12 protein-coding genes are annotated in these 16,270 nt (G+C 62.4%); 8 read left to right on the plus strand and 4 right to left on the minus strand.

The genetic code is table 11. The features are described 5' to 3' along the window. The first annotated feature begins 699 nt into the window (after window positions 1-699). The 3 genes from AB3G31_RS14875 to AB3G31_RS14885 all read left to right on the plus strand — a co-directional run bounded on the left by AB3G31_RS14875 (window position 700) and on the right by AB3G31_RS14885 (window position 4,545). Window positions 700-1,203, plus strand: a complete 504-nt coding sequence (locus tag AB3G31_RS14875; protein ID WP_367846858.1) for a chemotaxis protein CheW — start codon at window positions 700-702, stop codon at window positions 1,201-1,203. A 42-nt stretch (window positions 1,204-1,245) separates the two neighbouring features. Then, window positions 1,246-3,018, plus strand: coding sequence for a methyl-accepting chemotaxis protein (locus AB3G31_RS14880; RefSeq protein WP_367846859.1), 1,773 nt, complete (start codon window positions 1,246-1,248; stop codon window positions 3,016-3,018). Window positions 3,019-3,486: 468 nt separating this feature from the next. Further along, window positions 3,487-4,545, plus strand: a complete 1,059-nt coding sequence (locus tag AB3G31_RS14885; RefSeq protein WP_367846860.1) for a porin — start codon at window positions 3,487-3,489, stop codon at window positions 4,543-4,545. A 149-nt stretch (window positions 4,546-4,694) separates the two neighbouring features. Here AB3G31_RS14885 and AB3G31_RS14890 read toward each other — a convergent pair whose 3' ends face one another. From AB3G31_RS14890 to AB3G31_RS14900, 3 genes are all read right to left on the minus strand, one after another. Continuing rightward, a complete protein-coding gene (locus AB3G31_RS14890) occupies window positions 4,695-5,714 on the minus strand; it encodes an ABC transporter permease (RefSeq protein ID WP_367846861.1) in 1,020 nt (339 codons plus the stop codon). A 30-nt stretch (window positions 5,715-5,744) separates the two neighbouring features. After that, window positions 5,745-7,277 (minus strand): sugar ABC transporter ATP-binding protein, encoded by a 1,533-nt coding sequence (locus AB3G31_RS14895; RefSeq protein WP_367846862.1) that lies wholly within the window; start codon window positions 7,275-7,277, stop codon window positions 5,745-5,747. 136 nt (window positions 7,278-7,413) lie between these two features. Then, on the minus strand, window positions 7,414-8,352 hold the full coding sequence (locus tag AB3G31_RS14900; protein WP_367846863.1) for a sugar ABC transporter substrate-binding protein: 939 nt from the start codon (window positions 8,350-8,352) through the stop codon (window positions 7,414-7,416). Between the two features lie 264 nt (window positions 8,353-8,616). Between AB3G31_RS14900 and iolC the strand changes: the two genes are divergently transcribed. From iolC to AB3G31_RS14925, 5 genes are all read left to right on the plus strand, one after another. Then, the gene (gene iolC, locus AB3G31_RS14905; protein ID WP_367846864.1) at window positions 8,617-10,557 is read left to right on the plus strand and encodes a 5-dehydro-2-deoxygluconokinase; all 1,941 of its coding nucleotides are present in this window, start codon (window positions 8,617-8,619) and stop codon (window positions 10,555-10,557) included. Between the two features lie 22 nt (window positions 10,558-10,579). Next, window positions 10,580-12,433 carry a 3D-(3,5/4)-trihydroxycyclohexane-1,2-dione acylhydrolase (decyclizing) gene (gene iolD / locus AB3G31_RS14910; RefSeq protein WP_367846865.1) on the plus strand — a complete coding sequence of 618 codons (1,854 nt, stop codon included), beginning with the start codon at window positions 10,580-10,582 and terminating at the stop codon, window positions 12,431-12,433. A 20-nt stretch (window positions 12,434-12,453) separates the two neighbouring features. Beyond that, the gene (gene iolE, locus AB3G31_RS14915) at window positions 12,454-13,359 is read left to right on the plus strand and encodes a myo-inosose-2 dehydratase (RefSeq protein WP_367846866.1); all 906 of its coding nucleotides are present in this window, start codon (window positions 12,454-12,456) and stop codon (window positions 13,357-13,359) included. A 1-nt stretch (window position 13,360) separates the two neighbouring features. After that, window positions 13,361-14,170 carry a 5-deoxy-glucuronate isomerase gene (iolB, locus tag AB3G31_RS14920; RefSeq protein ID WP_367846867.1) on the plus strand — a complete coding sequence of 270 codons (810 nt, stop codon included), beginning with the start codon at window positions 13,361-13,363 and terminating at the stop codon, window positions 14,168-14,170. Window positions 14,171-14,454: 284 nt separating this feature from the next. Continuing rightward, a complete protein-coding gene (locus AB3G31_RS14925) occupies window positions 14,455-14,742 on the plus strand; it encodes a hypothetical protein (RefSeq protein ID WP_367846868.1) in 288 nt (95 codons plus the stop codon). Window positions 14,743-14,837: 95 nt separating this feature from the next. Here AB3G31_RS14925 and AB3G31_RS14930 read toward each other — a convergent pair whose 3' ends face one another. Further along, window positions 14,838-16,088, minus strand: a complete 1,251-nt coding sequence (locus AB3G31_RS14930) for a DEAD/DEAH box helicase (protein ID WP_367846869.1) — start codon at window positions 16,086-16,088, stop codon at window positions 14,838-14,840. Window positions 16,089-16,270 lie beyond the last annotated feature (182 nt).

Below are 16,270 nucleotides of genomic sequence, written 5' to 3' on the forward strand. Positions count from 1 at the left end.
TGGCAATGCATTCATTTCAGCCAATAGATGCAGGCGCGTTGGGCTCCATTCCCTTCACTCTTGCATTTCAGCCAACCATCCACGATTGGTTTGGCCCGTCGGGTATCAGGCATGCCGGTGCTATTGGCACACCACTTCTTGATACAGCCGCCCAAGGCCGCCTAGGTTGGAGGCGTATATCTGCGCCGCTGTCAATCAACCCGCCAGGAGTCCGTGTCTGTCTGAACGCGGGTGAAATTCGGGACGGTCACCCTCGAAGGCACGGCGATGGATGCCAGCAATACCTCGCATCCCGCAGTCCAAACCGGCTACCCCGCCGCCTGAGGTTGGAAGACGCTCCAACGATGGACACCTCCAATCCTGCAGGCCGATCATGTTAAGGCGCATCAACGCTCAGCAGCTCACAGTCGGTATGTAGGTCCAGCAGTTCTGTTGCACCGGGCTGGTCTACCCGTCTTGGCGATCAGGATCCGTTCTCACGGCTCCAAAGGATCTGAGCATTATTTTGTCCATTTCCATCGATGAAGTCTGGATCGACTGTAGCTAGGGTCTGGATCTACCACCGACTGAGCACAAGAATCGCCACCACCCGCATCAATAGACAGCTGTATCAACGGAAGGCTAAAGAAGCACTTCCTCAACATTGCGACCGATCCATTCTCAAGCTCCAGATTCCCCCGTGAGAAAAAGGCATCCAAAATGACGCTAACTACTGTCCCGTCCTTCGCTCAGGAAAATATTCCGCAAATATCCATGCGCGAGTGCCTGAGTTTTCGCCTGGGTACCGTTCACTACGGTATCAATCTCCTGGAGGTGCAGGAGATTCGCTCCTACACCAAACCTAAGCGCATTGCCAATGCCCCCAAAGAGTTGCTGGGTGTGATCAACCTGCGGGGTGTGCTCGTGCCAATCATCGATTTGCGCATCAAGCTGCAGTGCGAGACGGCTGCCTACAACGGCGCCACGGTCGTGATCATATTGAAGTTGCGCAGCAAAGTAATCGGCGCAGTTGTGGACTCCGTCTCTGACGTGGTGCAACTGGAGCCCGGCTGTATCCAGCCGCCACCGGCTGTGCAAAGCAATGGCGACACCTCCTTCATTACCGGTCTGGCCACCGTGGGGGAACGCATGCTCATTCTGATGGATACCGAATCCTTCGTGGGCGATTTCGCGCCCGGTGCCACTGGACCCACGGTCCACTAATGGCCCAAAACAATAGCAACAACATCCCCTAGAGGCAATCAAATGAACATCAAGAATTTCACGGTCAAAGGTCAATTGACCTTCGGATTCGGCCTGCTGGCTGTATTGGTCATCATCGTGTCGCTGGCGGCCATGCATGCACTAAGCGGTATCAACAGCGACTTGACTTACTACGACAAGGTCACTGTCGCGCAAGAGCATATGGCGGTCGATGTCCGAACGTCGGTAAACCGGCGTGCGATAGCCGCCCGCAATCTGGTGTTGGTGACTACGCCCGAGGATCTGGAAGTCGAGAAGAGGGTGGTAACCGAATCTCACCAAGCCACCCAGGATGCCTTGGCAAAATTAAACAACAGCGTGAAGAACAATCCGCTGGCCACGGCTGAAGAACATCGCCTGGTTGAAGACATCGACAAAATCGAGGCGGCCTACGGTCCCGTTGCACTCGACATTGTGAAGCTGGCGCTGGATGGCAAGAAAGAAGAGGCTATCGCCAAAATGAACATGGAATGCCGTCCCCTGCTGGCAGCACTCATCAAGGCCAGCCGAACATACCAGGAGTTCAGCCAGAAAACCGGGGAGGCCAATGTAGCCTCCGCCAACGCCGATTACGCCCAAGCACGCATGCTATTAATGGCCGCCAGCGCAGTTGCCATAGCAGCTGCCGTTTTGCTGGGCTTTCTGATCACCCGCAATCTAGTGGGATCCTTGGGTGGCGAGCCGGGTGTGGCAGCCGCGGTGGCTCGCGCCGTAGCCCAGGGCGACCTGAGTAAGCCGATCACGGTCAAGCCAGGAGACAGCGAGAGCCTGATGGCCCAGCTCAAAGCCATGCAAGACAGCCTGTCCAGCGTGGTGTCCAACGTGCGCCAAAGCGCCGAGGGCGTCTCCACCGCCAGTGCAGAGATCGCCCAGGGCAACAACGATTTGTCCAGTCGAACCGAGCAGCAGGCGAGCGCACTGGAAGAAACTGCCGCATCCATGGAAGAACTCTCCAGCACCGTGAAACAGAACGCCGATAGTGCCCGCCAGGCCAATCAGTTGGCGGTCAATGCGTCGACCGTTGCCGTCGAAGGTGGTGAGGTCGTAGGCCAGGTAGTGGACACCATGAAGGGCATCAACGACAGCTCGAAGAAAATCGCCGACATCATCAGCGTCATCGACGGCATCGCGTTCCAAACCAACATCCTGGCCTTGAATGCGGCCGTGGAAGCGGCACGTGCAGGTGAACAAGGCCGTGGCTTCGCCGTGGTGGCAAGCGAAGTGCGCAGCCTTGCCCAGCGCAGCGCCAGCGCGGCCAAGGAGATCAAGATATTGATCGACAACAGCGTAGCCCAGGTCGACAAAGGTACCGCCCTGGTAGCCAAAGCCGGCTCCACCATGACTGAAGTGGTTAACTCCATTCGCCGCGTCACCGACATCATTGGCGAAGTCAGCTCCGCCAGCAGTGAACAGAGCCAGGGTGTCGCCCAGGTCGGCGAAGCCATCACACAGATGGACCAGGTGACGCAGCAAAATGCCGCGCTGGTGGAAGAGAGTGCGGCGGCTGCAAACGGCCTGAGCACGCAGGCACAGCAACTGCTGGAGGCGGTCGCGGTGTTCAAACTCAACGCCGGCAACGACCGCGGTGCGGCACACGCCATCAAGCAGGAAAGCCAGTCTTCGGCTGAGAGGCGTAGCCCACAGCGGGCCCTGAACGTGGTTCGACCACCGTTTGGCAAAGCTTCCTTCCTTACGACAAGCAAAAAGACTCCCATGCAGCCAATTGCCGCCGCACAGACTGACAAAACAGGATCAGATGACTGGACCAGTTTCTAAGCGGAGATTCCGGGACAAACATTGATGGCCGCTGGGGCATACCACGGAACCTGTTTCTGAAGCATGCGTTCTAAGCGCACAGCGTTCTGACCCCAAAAAACCGCCGTACCTGGCTGGCAGGTACGGCGGGTGGAGACAACGCAGAAAAACCTGGGCACTATATTTTCTATAGCTGCTCACGCTCTTTACATAAGGGAAATTTCAACCCCAAGTGCAACAAATTCAATGAATGGAATTAGCTTGCTGGGTCAGTCGGGCCAAGTGCTAGGCATAGACCTCAATCGGTTTGCGCCAGCCTAAGGCCATTCTGGGGCACCACTGCGCAAGAATGCAACACTGTGACGACGTGATGTCATATCCAAGGGCCTTCTGCTGCGTTTTGGCAGGCCCGATCCACAGGCATGCTTTTTGCCCTTTCGTGTACCGCAGCACACCGCTGCTTTAACAATTACACGAAACGAGACATAAATGAAACAACGATTGATAGCGGCTGCGGCCCTGACCCTGGTGTCCACCCTGGCAGCGGCGCAAAGTTCGGTAACGGTGTATGGCAATGTGGATCTGGGCGTGCTGACCCAGAACCACAGCGACAACAAAACCCAGCTCTACAACGGCGGCATTTCGCCCAGCGTCTGGGGCTTTCGCGGTTCAGAAGACCTGGGTGGCGGGCTGAAGGCACACTTCAACCTGGAAGGCCACATCGCAGCCGATACCGGTGCCGCTGGTGGCAATGCCACCACCGGTGCTGCCACCCTGTTTCGCCGCCAGTCCAACGTGGGCCTGTCGTCTGCCGACTGGGGCATGCTCACCCTGGGCAACCAGTACAGCCCGGCCATCCTGGCATTCGCCGCCACCGACCCGCGCGGCCTGCGGGAAAACTTCTCGGGCCTCTACCCCTGGGCCTACAACTCCGGCGTGCTCACCACCGGCGGCAACCAGAACAATGACGTGGGCGTCTTCATCCAAAACGCCATCAGCTACAGCCACAAGCTGGGCCCCGTGGGCATTGCAGGAGGCTACAGCGTGTCGGAAACCAAGGGCGCGGTGGTCTCGCTGGGTGTGACGTATGCCGGCCCGGTGTCCTTGTCGGCGGCCTACCAGGCCACCAACAAACCGAATACCTCCGAGCGGCTGAGCAGCATCTACACCCTGGGCGCGGGCTACACCCTGGGCGACTTCACCGGCAAGCTGAACTACCTGCGCGGCGTCAACAAAGATGCCACCACACTGGCCGAAGTGAGCAAGGTGGGCGTGCTGGGCGCGGGCCTGGACTGGAGAAGCTCCGCCGCCAACACCGTGGGCGTTTCCGCGTACTTTGCCAAGGACAAAAACCACAGTGCCGACAAAACCACCACGGTAATCGTCAGCGACGAATACGCCCTGTCCAAGCGCACCACGCTGTACGGCACGCTGGCCTTTGCCAACGCCAAAGCCGGTGCCACGCTGCTGACTTCGGTGGTGGCCGGTGGCACGATGGCCGATGCCAACACCACCTTGCTGAATGTCGGCATTAAGCATGCGTTCTGACCGCGCAGTGTTCTGAGCCCCAAAAAAACCGCCGTACCTGGCTGGCAGGTATGGCGGGTGGAGAAACGCTGAAAAACTCGGTTGCTACACCTTCGATAGCTGCTCACGCCGATGGAATAAGCGTGAGAAGCCAGTTTCATGCATAAGGTTCAGGTACGGCGCTTCTTGTTGCGGTACTGGTCGGCCACCACGGCGGCGACGATGATGCCGCCCTTGACCATTTCCTGGTAGTAGGCATCGATGCGGATGAAGGTAAAGCCCGACATCATCACGCCCAGAATCAAAATACCGATGACGGTGCCCGTCACCCGGCCCAGGCCGCCCACCAGCGAGGTGCCGCCGATCACCACCGCGGCAATCGCGTCCAGCTCGTAGCTCACGCCCATGCCAGACTGGCCGGAAATGGCGCGGGCCGCAGTCACCGTGCCTGCCACGCCGCTGAGCAAGCCAGCGATGCTGTAGATCCAGATCAGGTGGCGGTTCACGTTGATACCCGAGACGCGGGCTGCCTGGCGGTTGGCACCGATGGCGTAGGTGAACTTGCCGAAGCGGGTGTAGCGCAGCACGATGTGGGCAATCACCGTGATCACCAGAAAGATCACCACCGGGTTGCTACCCTCGCCAATCCAGGCAAATTCGGGGGTCAACATGCTCACCGGCATGCCGCCAGTGAACCATTTGGCAAAGCCACGGGCCGCGACCATCATGCCCAGCGTGGCGATGAACGGGGGGATACCGGTAAAGGCGATCAGCGAACCGTTGATCAGCCCCACCACCGCGCCCACCAGCACCCCGGCCAGCACCGGCCAGAACGGGCTCAGGTCGGTCAGGTGCGGGAACACGGCACGCGGAAAGTCCGACACCTGGGCCAGGCTGGCGGCCACCACGGCAGACGCTGCCACCACGGAACCCGACGACAAATCAATGCCGCTGGTGATGATGACCATGTTCACGCCGATGGCGATGATGCCGATGACCGACATCTGCAAGATGATGACCTTCAGGCGCTCGGCGTTGAAGATGAAGCTTTGCCCGTTCAGGTACCAGCCAATGGCTTCAAAGAAGATGCTGATGCCGATCAGCACCAGAAAGATGCTGAATTCGGGCGGAAATTTGAACGGCGCTTTGACAGCGGCGGGGGCGACATGGGGGACAGTAGGGGAGCTCATGGTGTAGTTTTCCAGTGGGGTTTCTGTGGCTTATTTAGCGGCTAAATCCATGACGGAGATCTGGTTGGCATCTTTGCGGTCCAGAATGCCGGTGACCTGGCCGCCGTGCATCACCACGACGCGGTCGCTCATGCCCAGCACTTCGGGCATTTCCGACGAGATCATCAAGATCGCCACGCCGGTACCGGCCAGCTCGGACACCAGGCGGTGGATTTCGGCCTTGGCACCCACGTCGATGCCGCGGGTGGGCTCGTCCAGGATCAGGATGCGGGGGTTGGTCAGCAGCCAGCGGCCCACCAGCACTTTTTGCTGGTTGCCGCCCGACAGGTTCTGGATGATCTCGCCCATGCCGGGGGTTTTGACGCGCAGGCGCCTGGCCATGTCGGCGCAGTCCTTGGCCAGCTGCTCACCCTGCACAAAGCCCTTGGACACGTAGCGCTGGTTCAGCACCGCCGAATCCATGTTGTCCTGGATGTTCAGGCTCAAAAAGCAGCCGGTTTCCTTGCGGTCTTCGGTCAAAAACGCCATGCCCGCGGCCAAGGCCTGGGTGGGCGTGGAGATGGTGATGGGCTGGCCCTTGATGCTGATGGTGCCCGAGGTGGCAGGCACCACGCCAAACAGCGCTTCGGCCACATTCGAGCGGCCCGAACCCACCAGCCCGGCCATGCCGACAATTTCACCGGCGCGGATGTCAAAGCTCACGTTCTTGAAGATGCCTTCGACGCACAGGTCTTTCACCGACAGCACCACCTCGCCGATCGGCACCTCCATCTTGGGGAACATCTGGGTGATCTCGCGGCCCACCATCATGCGGATGATGTCGTCGCGGGTCACCTCGGTGGAGGCGTGGGTGGCGATGTACTGGCCGTCGCGGAACACCGAGAACTCGTCGGCGATCTCGAACAGCTCGTTCATCTTGTGGGTGATGTAGATGATGCCTTTGCCCTTGGCGCGCAGGCTGCGGATGATGGCAAACAGGTGCGCCACTTCGGTCTCGGTCAGCGCCGAGGTAGGCTCGTCCATGATCAGCACGTCGGAATTCCAGGACACGGCCTTGGCAATCTCGACCATCTGGCGGCTGGCCACCGACAGGTTCTGGATCTCTTCGCGCGGGTCGATCTTGATGTTCAGCTCGGTGAACAGCGCGCCGGTCTTGCGGCACAGCTCGGCGTGGTCCACGAAACCGAAGGCGTTCTTGGGCTCGCGGGTGATCCACACGTTCTCGGCCACCGTCATGTAGGGCATGAGGTTGAGTTCCTGGTGGATCATGGCGATGCCCAGGTTCAGGGCATCCAGCGGCGACTTCATGTGGATGGGCTTGCCGCGCAGGCGGATGTCGCCCTTGTCGGGGATGTAGATGCCCGCGATGATCTTCATCAGCGTGGACTTGCCCGCGCCGTTTTCGCCCATCAGCGCATGCACCGTGCCCGCGCGCAGCTTGAAGCCCACGTTGTTGAGCGCAACCACGCCCGGGAAGATTTTGACAATGCCGTTGATCTCCAGCAGCGGAGGCGCGGCGGCAGCCTGGGTGGCCGGGCGGTCGAGGGTAGCGGTGTCTGACATCCTGGATGGCTCTGAAAAAAAGGAGGTGGAAGGGCTTGTCGGTTGCAAACCCTCACGCCAAACCTCTCCCATGCCGGGAAATGTCTGGCGTGAGGGCTGAAGATGCCCCGGCGAGGGGCACCCTCAGATACGCAAGTTAGTTCTTGCCGATGTACTTGGCCAGGTTGGAGGGCGTGACCAGCTCAAACGGCACGTTCACAAAGCGCTCGACCGGCTGCTTCTTGGACAGCTTCAAGGCCGCATCCATCGCGCCGCTGCCTTGGCCGGCCGCGTTCTGGAACACGGTGACCTTCAGGTCGCCCGCCTTCATGGACGCCAGCGCGTCGGGGGTGGCATCGATACCGGCCACCAGGGAAGCCGGGGTCCACTTCTTGGAAGCCTTCAAGGCGTTGATGGCACCGATGGCCATTTCGTCGTTGTTGGCAATGACCGCGTCGAACTTCAGGCCGGTAGACAGCCAGTTGGTGGTGATGTCCTGGCCTTGGGTACGGTCCCACTTGCCTTCGCGCTTGTCCAGAATCTTGATGCCGCTGCAAGCCGGGGTGGCCAGCACGTCTTCGATGTCCTTGGTGCGGGTGCGGGCGGCTTCGTTGGACAGCTCACCCATCAGCACCACGATCTCGCCCTTGCCCTTGAGCAAACGGCAGACTTCCTGGGTTTGCACGGTGCCGGAGACCACTTCGTCGGAGGCCACAAACGCCACGCCTGCGGGCAGCTTGGCAAAGTCCACCGGCTTGCGGTTCACATACACCAGCGGGATCTTGGCATCGGTCACCATCTTGGTGATCTTGGGGGTGACATCGGTGTCCACCGGGTTGACGATGATGGCATCCACCTTTTGGGCGATCAGATTCTGGATCTGGCTCAGCTGTTTACCCACGTCGTTCTGGGCATCTTCCACCTGCACCGTCGCACCGGACTTCTTACCGGCATCGACCACGCCGTCTTTCACAATCGTCAGAAAAGTATCCAGCTGGGCCATGGCCAAGCCCACTTTTTGAGCGTGTGCCGCCAGCGGGGCCAGCAAGGTGGTTGACACGGCTGCGGCAATAACGAGCTTTTGTAGGTTTTTCATAGGAATGCGTCTCCAGAGTTTTTAGTAAACGGCGGGGTTTGTACCGTTTGGTTAGGTGAGGTCGGGGCACAGTGAAATGTCTCCAACCACGGTCTGTACTGTACTCAAAAAACCCCAAAATAGAAAATAAATTTCTAAGTGATTACACTTAGAGAAAAATATTTCTCTACAATTTATAGTCGCCACACCTGCCACAGCTCCGTGCCGTGCACCCCGTCTTCCCGTGCCCTCGGGAACCCTTTTTCTGCATAACACCGTACCTTGATGAGCCAATTGAACTTCCCCTCTGGTCGCCGTATCGACCTCGCCTGCCTGGGCCGCCTGGCAGTGGATCTGTACGCCCAACAATTCGGCAGCCGTCTGGAAGACGCACGCAGCATGGCCATGTACCTGGGCGGCAGCTCGGCCAACCTGGCCTTTGGCGTGGCCCGCCTGGGGCTCAAAAGCGCCATGCTGTCCCGCGTGGGCAACGAGCAAATGGGCCGTTTCCTCACCGAAACCCTGGCGCAAGAGGGCTGCGACACTAGCCAGGTGCAGATCGACCCCGAGCGCCTGACCGGCATGGTCCTGCTGGGCCTGAAAGACCGCGACACCTTCCCCCTGCTGTTCATGCGCGAAAACTGCGCCGACATGGCGGTCGATGCCAGCGAGATCCGCGAAGATTTCATTGCCCAGTGCCGCGCCCTGGCCATCACCGGCACCCACCTCAGCACGCCGGGCACCCGCAGCGCCTCCCTGGCCGCCCTGGCCTACGGCAAAAAGCACGGCGTGGTCCGCGTGCTCGACATCGACTACCGCCCGGTGCTCTGGGGCCTGACCAGCCGCGGCGCAGGCGAAAACCGCTATGTACCGGATGCACACGTGACCCAGCAGCTGCAGGAAGTGCTGCCCGAGTTCGACCTGCTGGTGGGCACCGAAGAAGAATTCTTCATCGCCGGGGGGATCGCGGGCGACCTGATGGCCTGCCTGCGCGCCGTGCGCCAGCTCAGCGCCGCCACCCTGGTGGTCAAGCGCGGGGCCGACGGCTGCACCGTGATCGAAGGCGACATCCCCACCCACATCGACGACTCCCCCACCTTCAAAGGCGAGCGGGTCGAGGTGCTGAACGTGCTGGGCGCGGGCGATTCCTTCCTGTCCGGCCTGATGGCCAGCCTGCTGCAGGGTAAAAACTGGGCCCAATCCACCCAGGTCGCCAATGCCTGCGGCGCCATCGTGGTGTCGCGCCACGCCTGCTCCGCTGCCATGCCCACACCGGCTGAATTGGCCCACTGGTTTGGCGGCAGCCGCAACCCGAAGGTGGATGCCGACCAACAGCTCGCCCATCTGCACCGCGTTACCGCGGCCCGCCCGGACTGGAACGAGATGTGCGTGCTGGCGTTTGACCACCGCAGCCAGTTTTTCGACATGGTGCGCGAGGCCGGTGCCGACGAATCCCGCATTCCCGCCCTCAAGAAGCTGCTGGTAGAGACCGCCGAACAGGTGGAAACCAGCCACAGCCTGCAAGGCCATCTGGGCGTGCTGATCGACGGCGGCGACTATGGCCGCGACGCCCTGGCCAGCGCCACCGGGCGTGGCTGGTGGGTGGGCAGGCCCATCGAGCTGCCCAGCTCGCGCCCGCTGCGCTTCGACGGCACCCGCTCGGTCGGCAGCGCCCTGATGAACTGGCCCACCGAGCAGGTGGTGAAGTGCTTGGTGCACTACCACCCCGACGACCACTACACCTTGCGCCTGGAGCAAGAGCAAAAAGTGCTGGAGCTCTGGGAGGCCACCCGCGCCAGCGGCAACGAGCTGCTGCTGGAGATCATCTGCCCCCGTGCCCAGACCCCCGCGGGCACCGAAGATGCCGCCGTGCTGCGCGCCGTGAAGCGCTTCTACAACCTGGGCGTGCAGCCCGAGTGGTGGAAGCTGGCCCCCATGCAGCCCCAGGGTTGGACCGACCTGGCCGCCCTGGTGGCCGAGCGCGACCCCTACTGCCGTGGCGCCGTCATCCTGGGCCTGAACCAGCCGCTGCAACTGCTGGCCGACAGCTTTGCCCAAGCCACCAACCCCATCGTCAAGGGCTTTATGGTCGGGCGCACACTGTGGGCCACGCCCTCGCTGCAATGGCTCAAGAATGAAATCGACGACGCGGCGTTTAAAAATGCCGTGGCACAGAACTTCACTGTCCTGGTAGATGCCTGGCGCAACCGCACATCCGCCCAATAACCTTGCGCAATCCATCCGCCCTATGAAAACCCAAAAACTCACCATGTCCCAGGCGCTGGTCAAGCACCTGGCCGCGCTGCAAGTCGAGATGGCCGACGGCAGCACCCAGCCCTACTGTGCGGGCGTGTTCACCATCTTCGGCCACGGCAATGTGGCCGGTATCGGCGAAGCCCTGTACACCGAGCGCGCCACGCTGCCCACCTACCGCGCCCACAACGAGCAGGGCATGGCCCACGCGGCGGTAGCCTACGCCAAGGCCCAGTTCCGCCAGCGCATCATGGCCGTCAGCACCAGCATCGGCCCGGGCGCGACCAACCTGGTCACCGCCGCCGCCGTGGCCCATGTGAACCGCCTGCCGGTGCTGCTGCTGCCCGGCGACACCTTTGCCAGCCGCGCCCCTGATCCGGTGCTGCAGCAGATCGAGAACTTCCAGCACGGCGACATGAACGCCAACGACACCTTCCGCCCGGTCACCCGCTTCTTTGACCGCATCACCCGGCCCGAGCAGATCCTGACCGCCCTGCCCCGCGCCATCCAGGTGATGACCGACCCCGCCAGCTGCGGCCCGGTCTGCCTGTCGCTGCCGCAAGACGTGCAGGCCATGGCCTTTGACTGCCCCGAGAGCTTTCTGCAGCCCGGCACCATTTACTTCCGCCGCCCGCCCGCCGACACCCGCGAGCTGGCCGCTGCCGCCGCCCTGCTCAAAACCGCCAAACAGCCGCTCATCGTGGCCGGTGGCGGCGTGCTCTACAGCCAGGCCTGGGACGCGCTGCGGGCCTTTGCCGAGAAGCACGGTATCCCGGTGGTCGAATCGCACGGCGGCAAGAGCAGCCTGCCCTGGGACCACCCGCTGAACCTGGGCGGCATCGGCGTAGACGGCGGCCCCGCTGCGAATGAGATGGCCCGTGAGGCCGACCTGGTGTTGGCCGTAGGTACGCGCCTGCAAGACTTCACCACCGGCTCGCACGCCCTGTTTGCCAAGGCGAAACTGCTGTGCCTCAACGTGCAAAGCTTCGATGCCACCAAGTGGAATGGCACCGCTCTGGTGGCCGATGCCCGTGTCGGCCTGGCCCAGCTCAGCACCGCCGCAGGCGACTGGAAAGCCGCCCCCGCCTGGACCACCCGCGCCCGCACCCTGGCCGCAGGCTGGGTGGCCCGTGTGACCGAGTTAACCACCGCCGTGCCCCAAGACGTGCTGCCCTACGACGCCGAAGTCATCGGCACGGTGCGCGACTCGGTGGACAACAGCGATGTGCGCGACGTGGTGGTCTGCGCCGCCGGCACCCTGCCCGCCGAACTGCACAAGCTCTGGCGTGCCACCCGGCCCGGCAACTACCACGTGGAATACGGCTACTCGTGCATGGGCTATGAGATTGCCGGGGCCCTGGGCGCCAAGATGGCCCGGCCCGACCAGGAAGTCATCGTCATGGTGGGCGACGGCTCCTACATGATGATGAACTCCGAGCTGGCCACCTCGGTGCTGCTGGGCAAAAAGCTGATCGTGGTGGTGCTGGACAACCGGGGCTATGGCTGCATCGACCGCCTGCAGCGCGCCAGCGGCACGCCCAGCTTCAACAACATGCTGGACACCTGCGCTTTTGAGGGTGGCAGCAGCCACATCGACTTCGCCATGCATGGCCGCAGCATGGGCGCAGATGCCGTGCACGTCAAAGACCTGGCCGAGCTGAAGGTCGCCATGGTTGCCGCCCGCGCCGCCACCAAATCTCAGGTGGTGGTGATCGACACCACCCACCAGCGCACCACGGCCGAAGGCGGCTGCTGGTGGGAAGTGGCAATTCCCGCCGTTTCCGAGCGCGCAGAAGTGAACGCAGCTTTCGAGCGCTACACCGCCGCAAAAACTGAACAACGCATTTAACTAAAGAGAAGAGAAGCAACATGACCTGGAACGTACGCATCGGCATCAACCCCATCAGCTGGATGAACGACGACCTGCCCTCGCTGGGCGGCGAAACCCTGCTGGAAACAGCCCTGTCGGAAGGCAAAGAAATCGGCTACGAAGGCTTCGAGCTGGGCAACAAATTCCCCAAGGACGGCCCCGGCCTGAAAGCCAAGCTGGACGAATTCGGCGTAGCCTGCGTCTCGGGCTGGTACTCCGGCTTTTTGGGCAATGACACAGTGGAAGCCGAGATAGAGCGCTGCAAGGCCCACATGGCCAAGCTGAAATACAACGGCGTAAAAGTGGTGGTTTATGGCGAGTGCGCCGACACCATCCAGGGCCAGATCGACGTACCTGTCTCCAAGCGCCCCCGCTTCACCTCCGAAGCCCAGTGGAAGGCCTACGCCGAGCGCCTCAACGCCTTTGGCGCGCACCTCATCGCCACGTACGGCATCCAGCTGGCCTACCACCACCACATGGGTGCCTACGTCGAGTCCCCCGCCGACATCGACAAACTGATGGCCCTGACCGACCCAACCAAAGTCTTCCTGCTGTTCGACACCGGCCACGCCTACTTTGGCGGTGCGGTCGATCCCACCGTGCTGCTCAAAAAGCACATCGAGCGCATCAACCACGTGCACTGCAAAGACGTGCGCGTCCCGGTGATTGCCCAGGCCCGTAACGACGGCTGGAGCTTTCTGAACGGCGTGATCAACGGCACCTTCACCGTGCCCGGCGACGGCGCGGTGGACTTTGAAGCCGTGCTCACCATCCTGAAAAACGCCGGTTACGAAGGCTGGCTGGTGGTGGAAGCCGAGCAAGACCCCGCCGTAGCCCCCAGCTACCAGTACGCGAAAAAGGGCTATGACACCCTGCGCGCCCTGGTTGACAAACTGGCAGCCTGATATGGTCAGCCCCCTCCTCGCCAAAGCCGCCCCTTTGGGCCGCGAAATCGTCAACGTCACGCCCGAGCGCGCGGGCTGGACCCACGTGGGCTTTCGCGCCGTGCGCCTGGCCGCCGGTGAAACCGAGACAGTGGTTACTGCCACCCGCGAACTCTGCCTGGTGGTGCTCACCGGCACCGTTACCGTCACGGTGGACGGTCAAACCTACGAGAAACTGGGCACCCGCACCAGCGTGTTCGAAGAAGTCTCGCCCGCAGCCGTCTACGTGCCCGGTGGCAAGACCGTGGTGGTGCGGGCCGACACCGATGCCGAACTGGGCCTGTGTACCGCCCCCGCAGGCGACACGCCCCACGCGGTGCGCGTGATCGACCCGGCCACCATGCGCCGCAGCGTACGCGGCCAGGGCACCAACACCCGCTACGTCTGCGACGTGCTGCCCCACGACGACCCCACCGCGGCCCACCTGCTGGTGGTGGAAGTGCTCACCCCCGCCAGCCACTCCAGCAGCTACCCGCCGCACAAGCACGACATCGAGCAGCCGCCGGTGGAGACTCTTTTGGAAGAAACCTACTACCACCGCCTGAACCCACCGCAGGGCTTCGCCTTCCAGCGCGTCTACACCGACGACCGCAGCCTGGACGAGGCCTGCGCCGTGGAAAACCACGACGTGGTGATGGTCCCGCGCGGCTACCACCCGGTCACCGCCCCCCACGGATACGACCTGTACTACCTGAACGTAATGGCTGGCCCGAACCGCTTCTGGGTCTTCAAGAACGACCCGGCGCATGAGTGGATGTTGAAGACGGCGTAGGCGTTGGCGGAACGGGAGCCCCCAGCGCCCGTTCCGGACCTTGTTTTTTGGTTTTTGCCTATTTTTTCAGGCATTAAAACCGGCTCTCACGCTTATTCCAAGAGCGTGAGCAGCTCTCTTTTTTAAAGTAAAAAAGGAGAGCATTCGCTACCCGGGCGCAATAGGGCGCAATGGGGCGGCAGCGAGACGTGCCCCTCGCAAGACTCCCCCTGTCATCAAGCCTTCATCCCCCGCGCCCATGCTGGCGCAGCGGCATGTCGCCGTTGCCACCTTGCGAGATTTTTATGACCTCCACCAGCACGCCCGCCATCGGGTTGCCGACCGAAATCTTTGACGCAGAATTTGAAACCGTGGGCGACCACCACCGCATGGCGGCGCACCACTTTGCGGCGGCGGCCAAGCTGCATTTGCTGGCGGCCGCGGCCGATGACGAAGGCGACGACGAGGCCGCTGCCCGCCACGCCTACGCGGCCTACCGCCACCAACTCAACGGCACCCAGTACGCCGAGATCGCGGTGATGGACAGCGAACCGATGGAAGACGACGACAGCCCGGAGGTCGCCCCCGACTGAGTCTGGACTCCGCCCGGGCCCGCTCTAGATTCAATAGCTGCTTATGCTTATGGAATAAGCGCTAGAGGTCAATTTCTTATAAATCCTGCGACGGATCAACCCGCCGCTGCAGCGGCCCGCAGCTTGTCTTTCTTGCTGGGCCGTTTGCCCTTGATGCCGCCGTTGGCTTGCGTGGGCAGGGACGGCACGGCCAGCTCGACCGGTTCGAAACCCACCACCTCTTCGCGCGGCAGGCTCAGGCCCTGGCGCTTTTCGACCAGGGCGAAATGGGCTTCGGTGTCGGCGGTGATGAAGCTGTAGGCCTCGCCGCTCAGCCCGGCGCGGCCGGTGCGGCCGATACGGTGCACGTAATCCACGGCAGAGCGCGGCAGGTCGTAATTGACGACCACCGGCAGCTCGGCCACGTCGATGCCGCGCGCGGCCAGGTCGGTGGCCACCACCACGTGCACACGCCCGGCCTTGAAGTCGTCCAGCACCTGGGTGCGTTTGCCCTGGCTGAGCTGGCCGTGGAAGGGTTCGGCCCAGATGTCGGCCTTGCGCAGCTTGTCGGCCACGATCTCGGCAGAGAACTTGGTGGCCACAAACACCAGCACGCGCTTCCAGCCATTTGTCTGCACCAGGTGGCGCAGCAGCTGGGTGCGGCGGCTGGCATCCACGGCGATGGCGCGCTGGGCGATGGCGGGCGCGGCGGTGTGGGTGGTGGGCTCGGCGGCCATCTCGATGCGCACTGGCTCGCGCAGCAGCTGGGCGGCCAGGGCCTCGATGGCGGGCGGGAAAGTGGCGGAAAACAGCAAGTTCTGGCGCTGCGCGGGCAGCAGCGTGAGTACGCGGGCCAGCTCTTCGGAAAAGCCCAGGTCGAGCAGGCGGTCGGCCTCGTCCAGCACCAGCGCGGCCACGCTGGAAAGCTGCAGGGCGTTGTGGTCCACCAGATCGAGCAGGCGGCCCGGCGTGGCCACCACAATGTCGGCCCCGCCGCGCAAGCCCATCATCTGCGGGTTGATGGAGACGCCACCAAAGATCACCGCGATTTTCAAGGGCTGCGGCAGGTGCTGGGCCAGGCCGCGAAACACCTCGGCCACCTGGGCGGCCAGCTCGCGCGTGGGCACCAGCACCAGCACGCGAGGGCGGCGTTTGCCGTCAGGGCGCGGGGCTTCGGTGAGGCGCTGCAGCAGCGGCAAGGCGAAGGCAGCAGTTTTGCCCGAGCCGGTGGGCGCGGCGGCCCACACGTCCGCCCCGCGCACAATGGCCGGAATGGCCGCGGTCTGGATGGCGGTGGGCGCGGTAAATCCCTGTTCGCGCACGGCGCGCAGCAAGGCGGGAGCAAGTCCCAGGGAGGCAAATGGCATGGGGGGTGCGTCGGGCAGGACGGCAGATTGGGGGTGGCAGTTTAACCCCGCAGTGGACACAGCCAATACGTTTGCGTGTTAAATTCAGTCTCAGCGCTTGTGCTGTCTGCGTAATTTGCTATAAAAATAGCAGCATCCACGCCTGGCCCGCTGGCACCATCCGACCAGCCCGACACCCAACT

The sequence above is a fragment of the Rhodoferax sp. WC2427 genome (assembly GCF_040822085.1).
Lineage (GTDB): Bacteria > Pseudomonadota > Gammaproteobacteria > Burkholderiales > Burkholderiaceae_C > Rhodoferax_B.

What these genes read in the sequence shown, in the direction of transcription:
- AB3G31_RS14895 (WP_367846862.1), bottom strand. Translation starts at nt 7,277, where the DNA reads ATGTCAGACACCGCTACCCTCGACCGCCCGGCCACCCAGGCTGCCGCC.
- iolD (WP_367846865.1), top strand. Translation starts at nt 10,580, where the DNA reads ATGAAAACCCAAAAACTCACCATGTCCCAGGCGCTGGTCAAGCACCTG.
- AB3G31_RS14880 (WP_367846859.1), top strand. Translation starts at nt 1,246, where the DNA reads ATGAACATCAAGAATTTCACGGTCAAAGGTCAATTGACCTTCGGATTC.
- iolE (WP_367846866.1), top strand. Translation starts at nt 12,454, where the DNA reads ATGACCTGGAACGTACGCATCGGCATCAACCCCATCAGCTGGATGAAC.
- AB3G31_RS14875 (WP_367846858.1), top strand. Translation starts at nt 700, where the DNA reads ATGACGCTAACTACTGTCCCGTCCTTCGCTCAGGAAAATATTCCGCAA.
- iolB (WP_367846867.1), top strand. Translation starts at nt 13,361, where the DNA reads ATGGTCAGCCCCCTCCTCGCCAAAGCCGCCCCTTTGGGCCGCGAAATC.
- iolC (WP_367846864.1), top strand. Translation starts at nt 8,617, where the DNA reads ATGAGCCAATTGAACTTCCCCTCTGGTCGCCGTATCGACCTCGCCTGC.
- AB3G31_RS14885 (WP_367846860.1), top strand. Translation starts at nt 3,487, where the DNA reads ATGAAACAACGATTGATAGCGGCTGCGGCCCTGACCCTGGTGTCCACC.
- AB3G31_RS14930 (WP_367846869.1), bottom strand. Translation starts at nt 16,088, where the DNA reads ATGCCATTTGCCTCCCTGGGACTTGCTCCCGCCTTGCTGCGCGCCGTG.
- AB3G31_RS14925 (WP_367846868.1), top strand. Translation starts at nt 14,455, where the DNA reads ATGACCTCCACCAGCACGCCCGCCATCGGGTTGCCGACCGAAATCTTT.
- AB3G31_RS14890 (WP_367846861.1), bottom strand. Translation starts at nt 5,714, where the DNA reads ATGAGCTCCCCTACTGTCCCCCATGTCGCCCCCGCCGCTGTCAAAGCG.
- AB3G31_RS14900 (WP_367846863.1), bottom strand. Translation starts at nt 8,352, where the DNA reads ATGAAAAACCTACAAAAGCTCGTTATTGCCGCAGCCGTGTCAACCACC.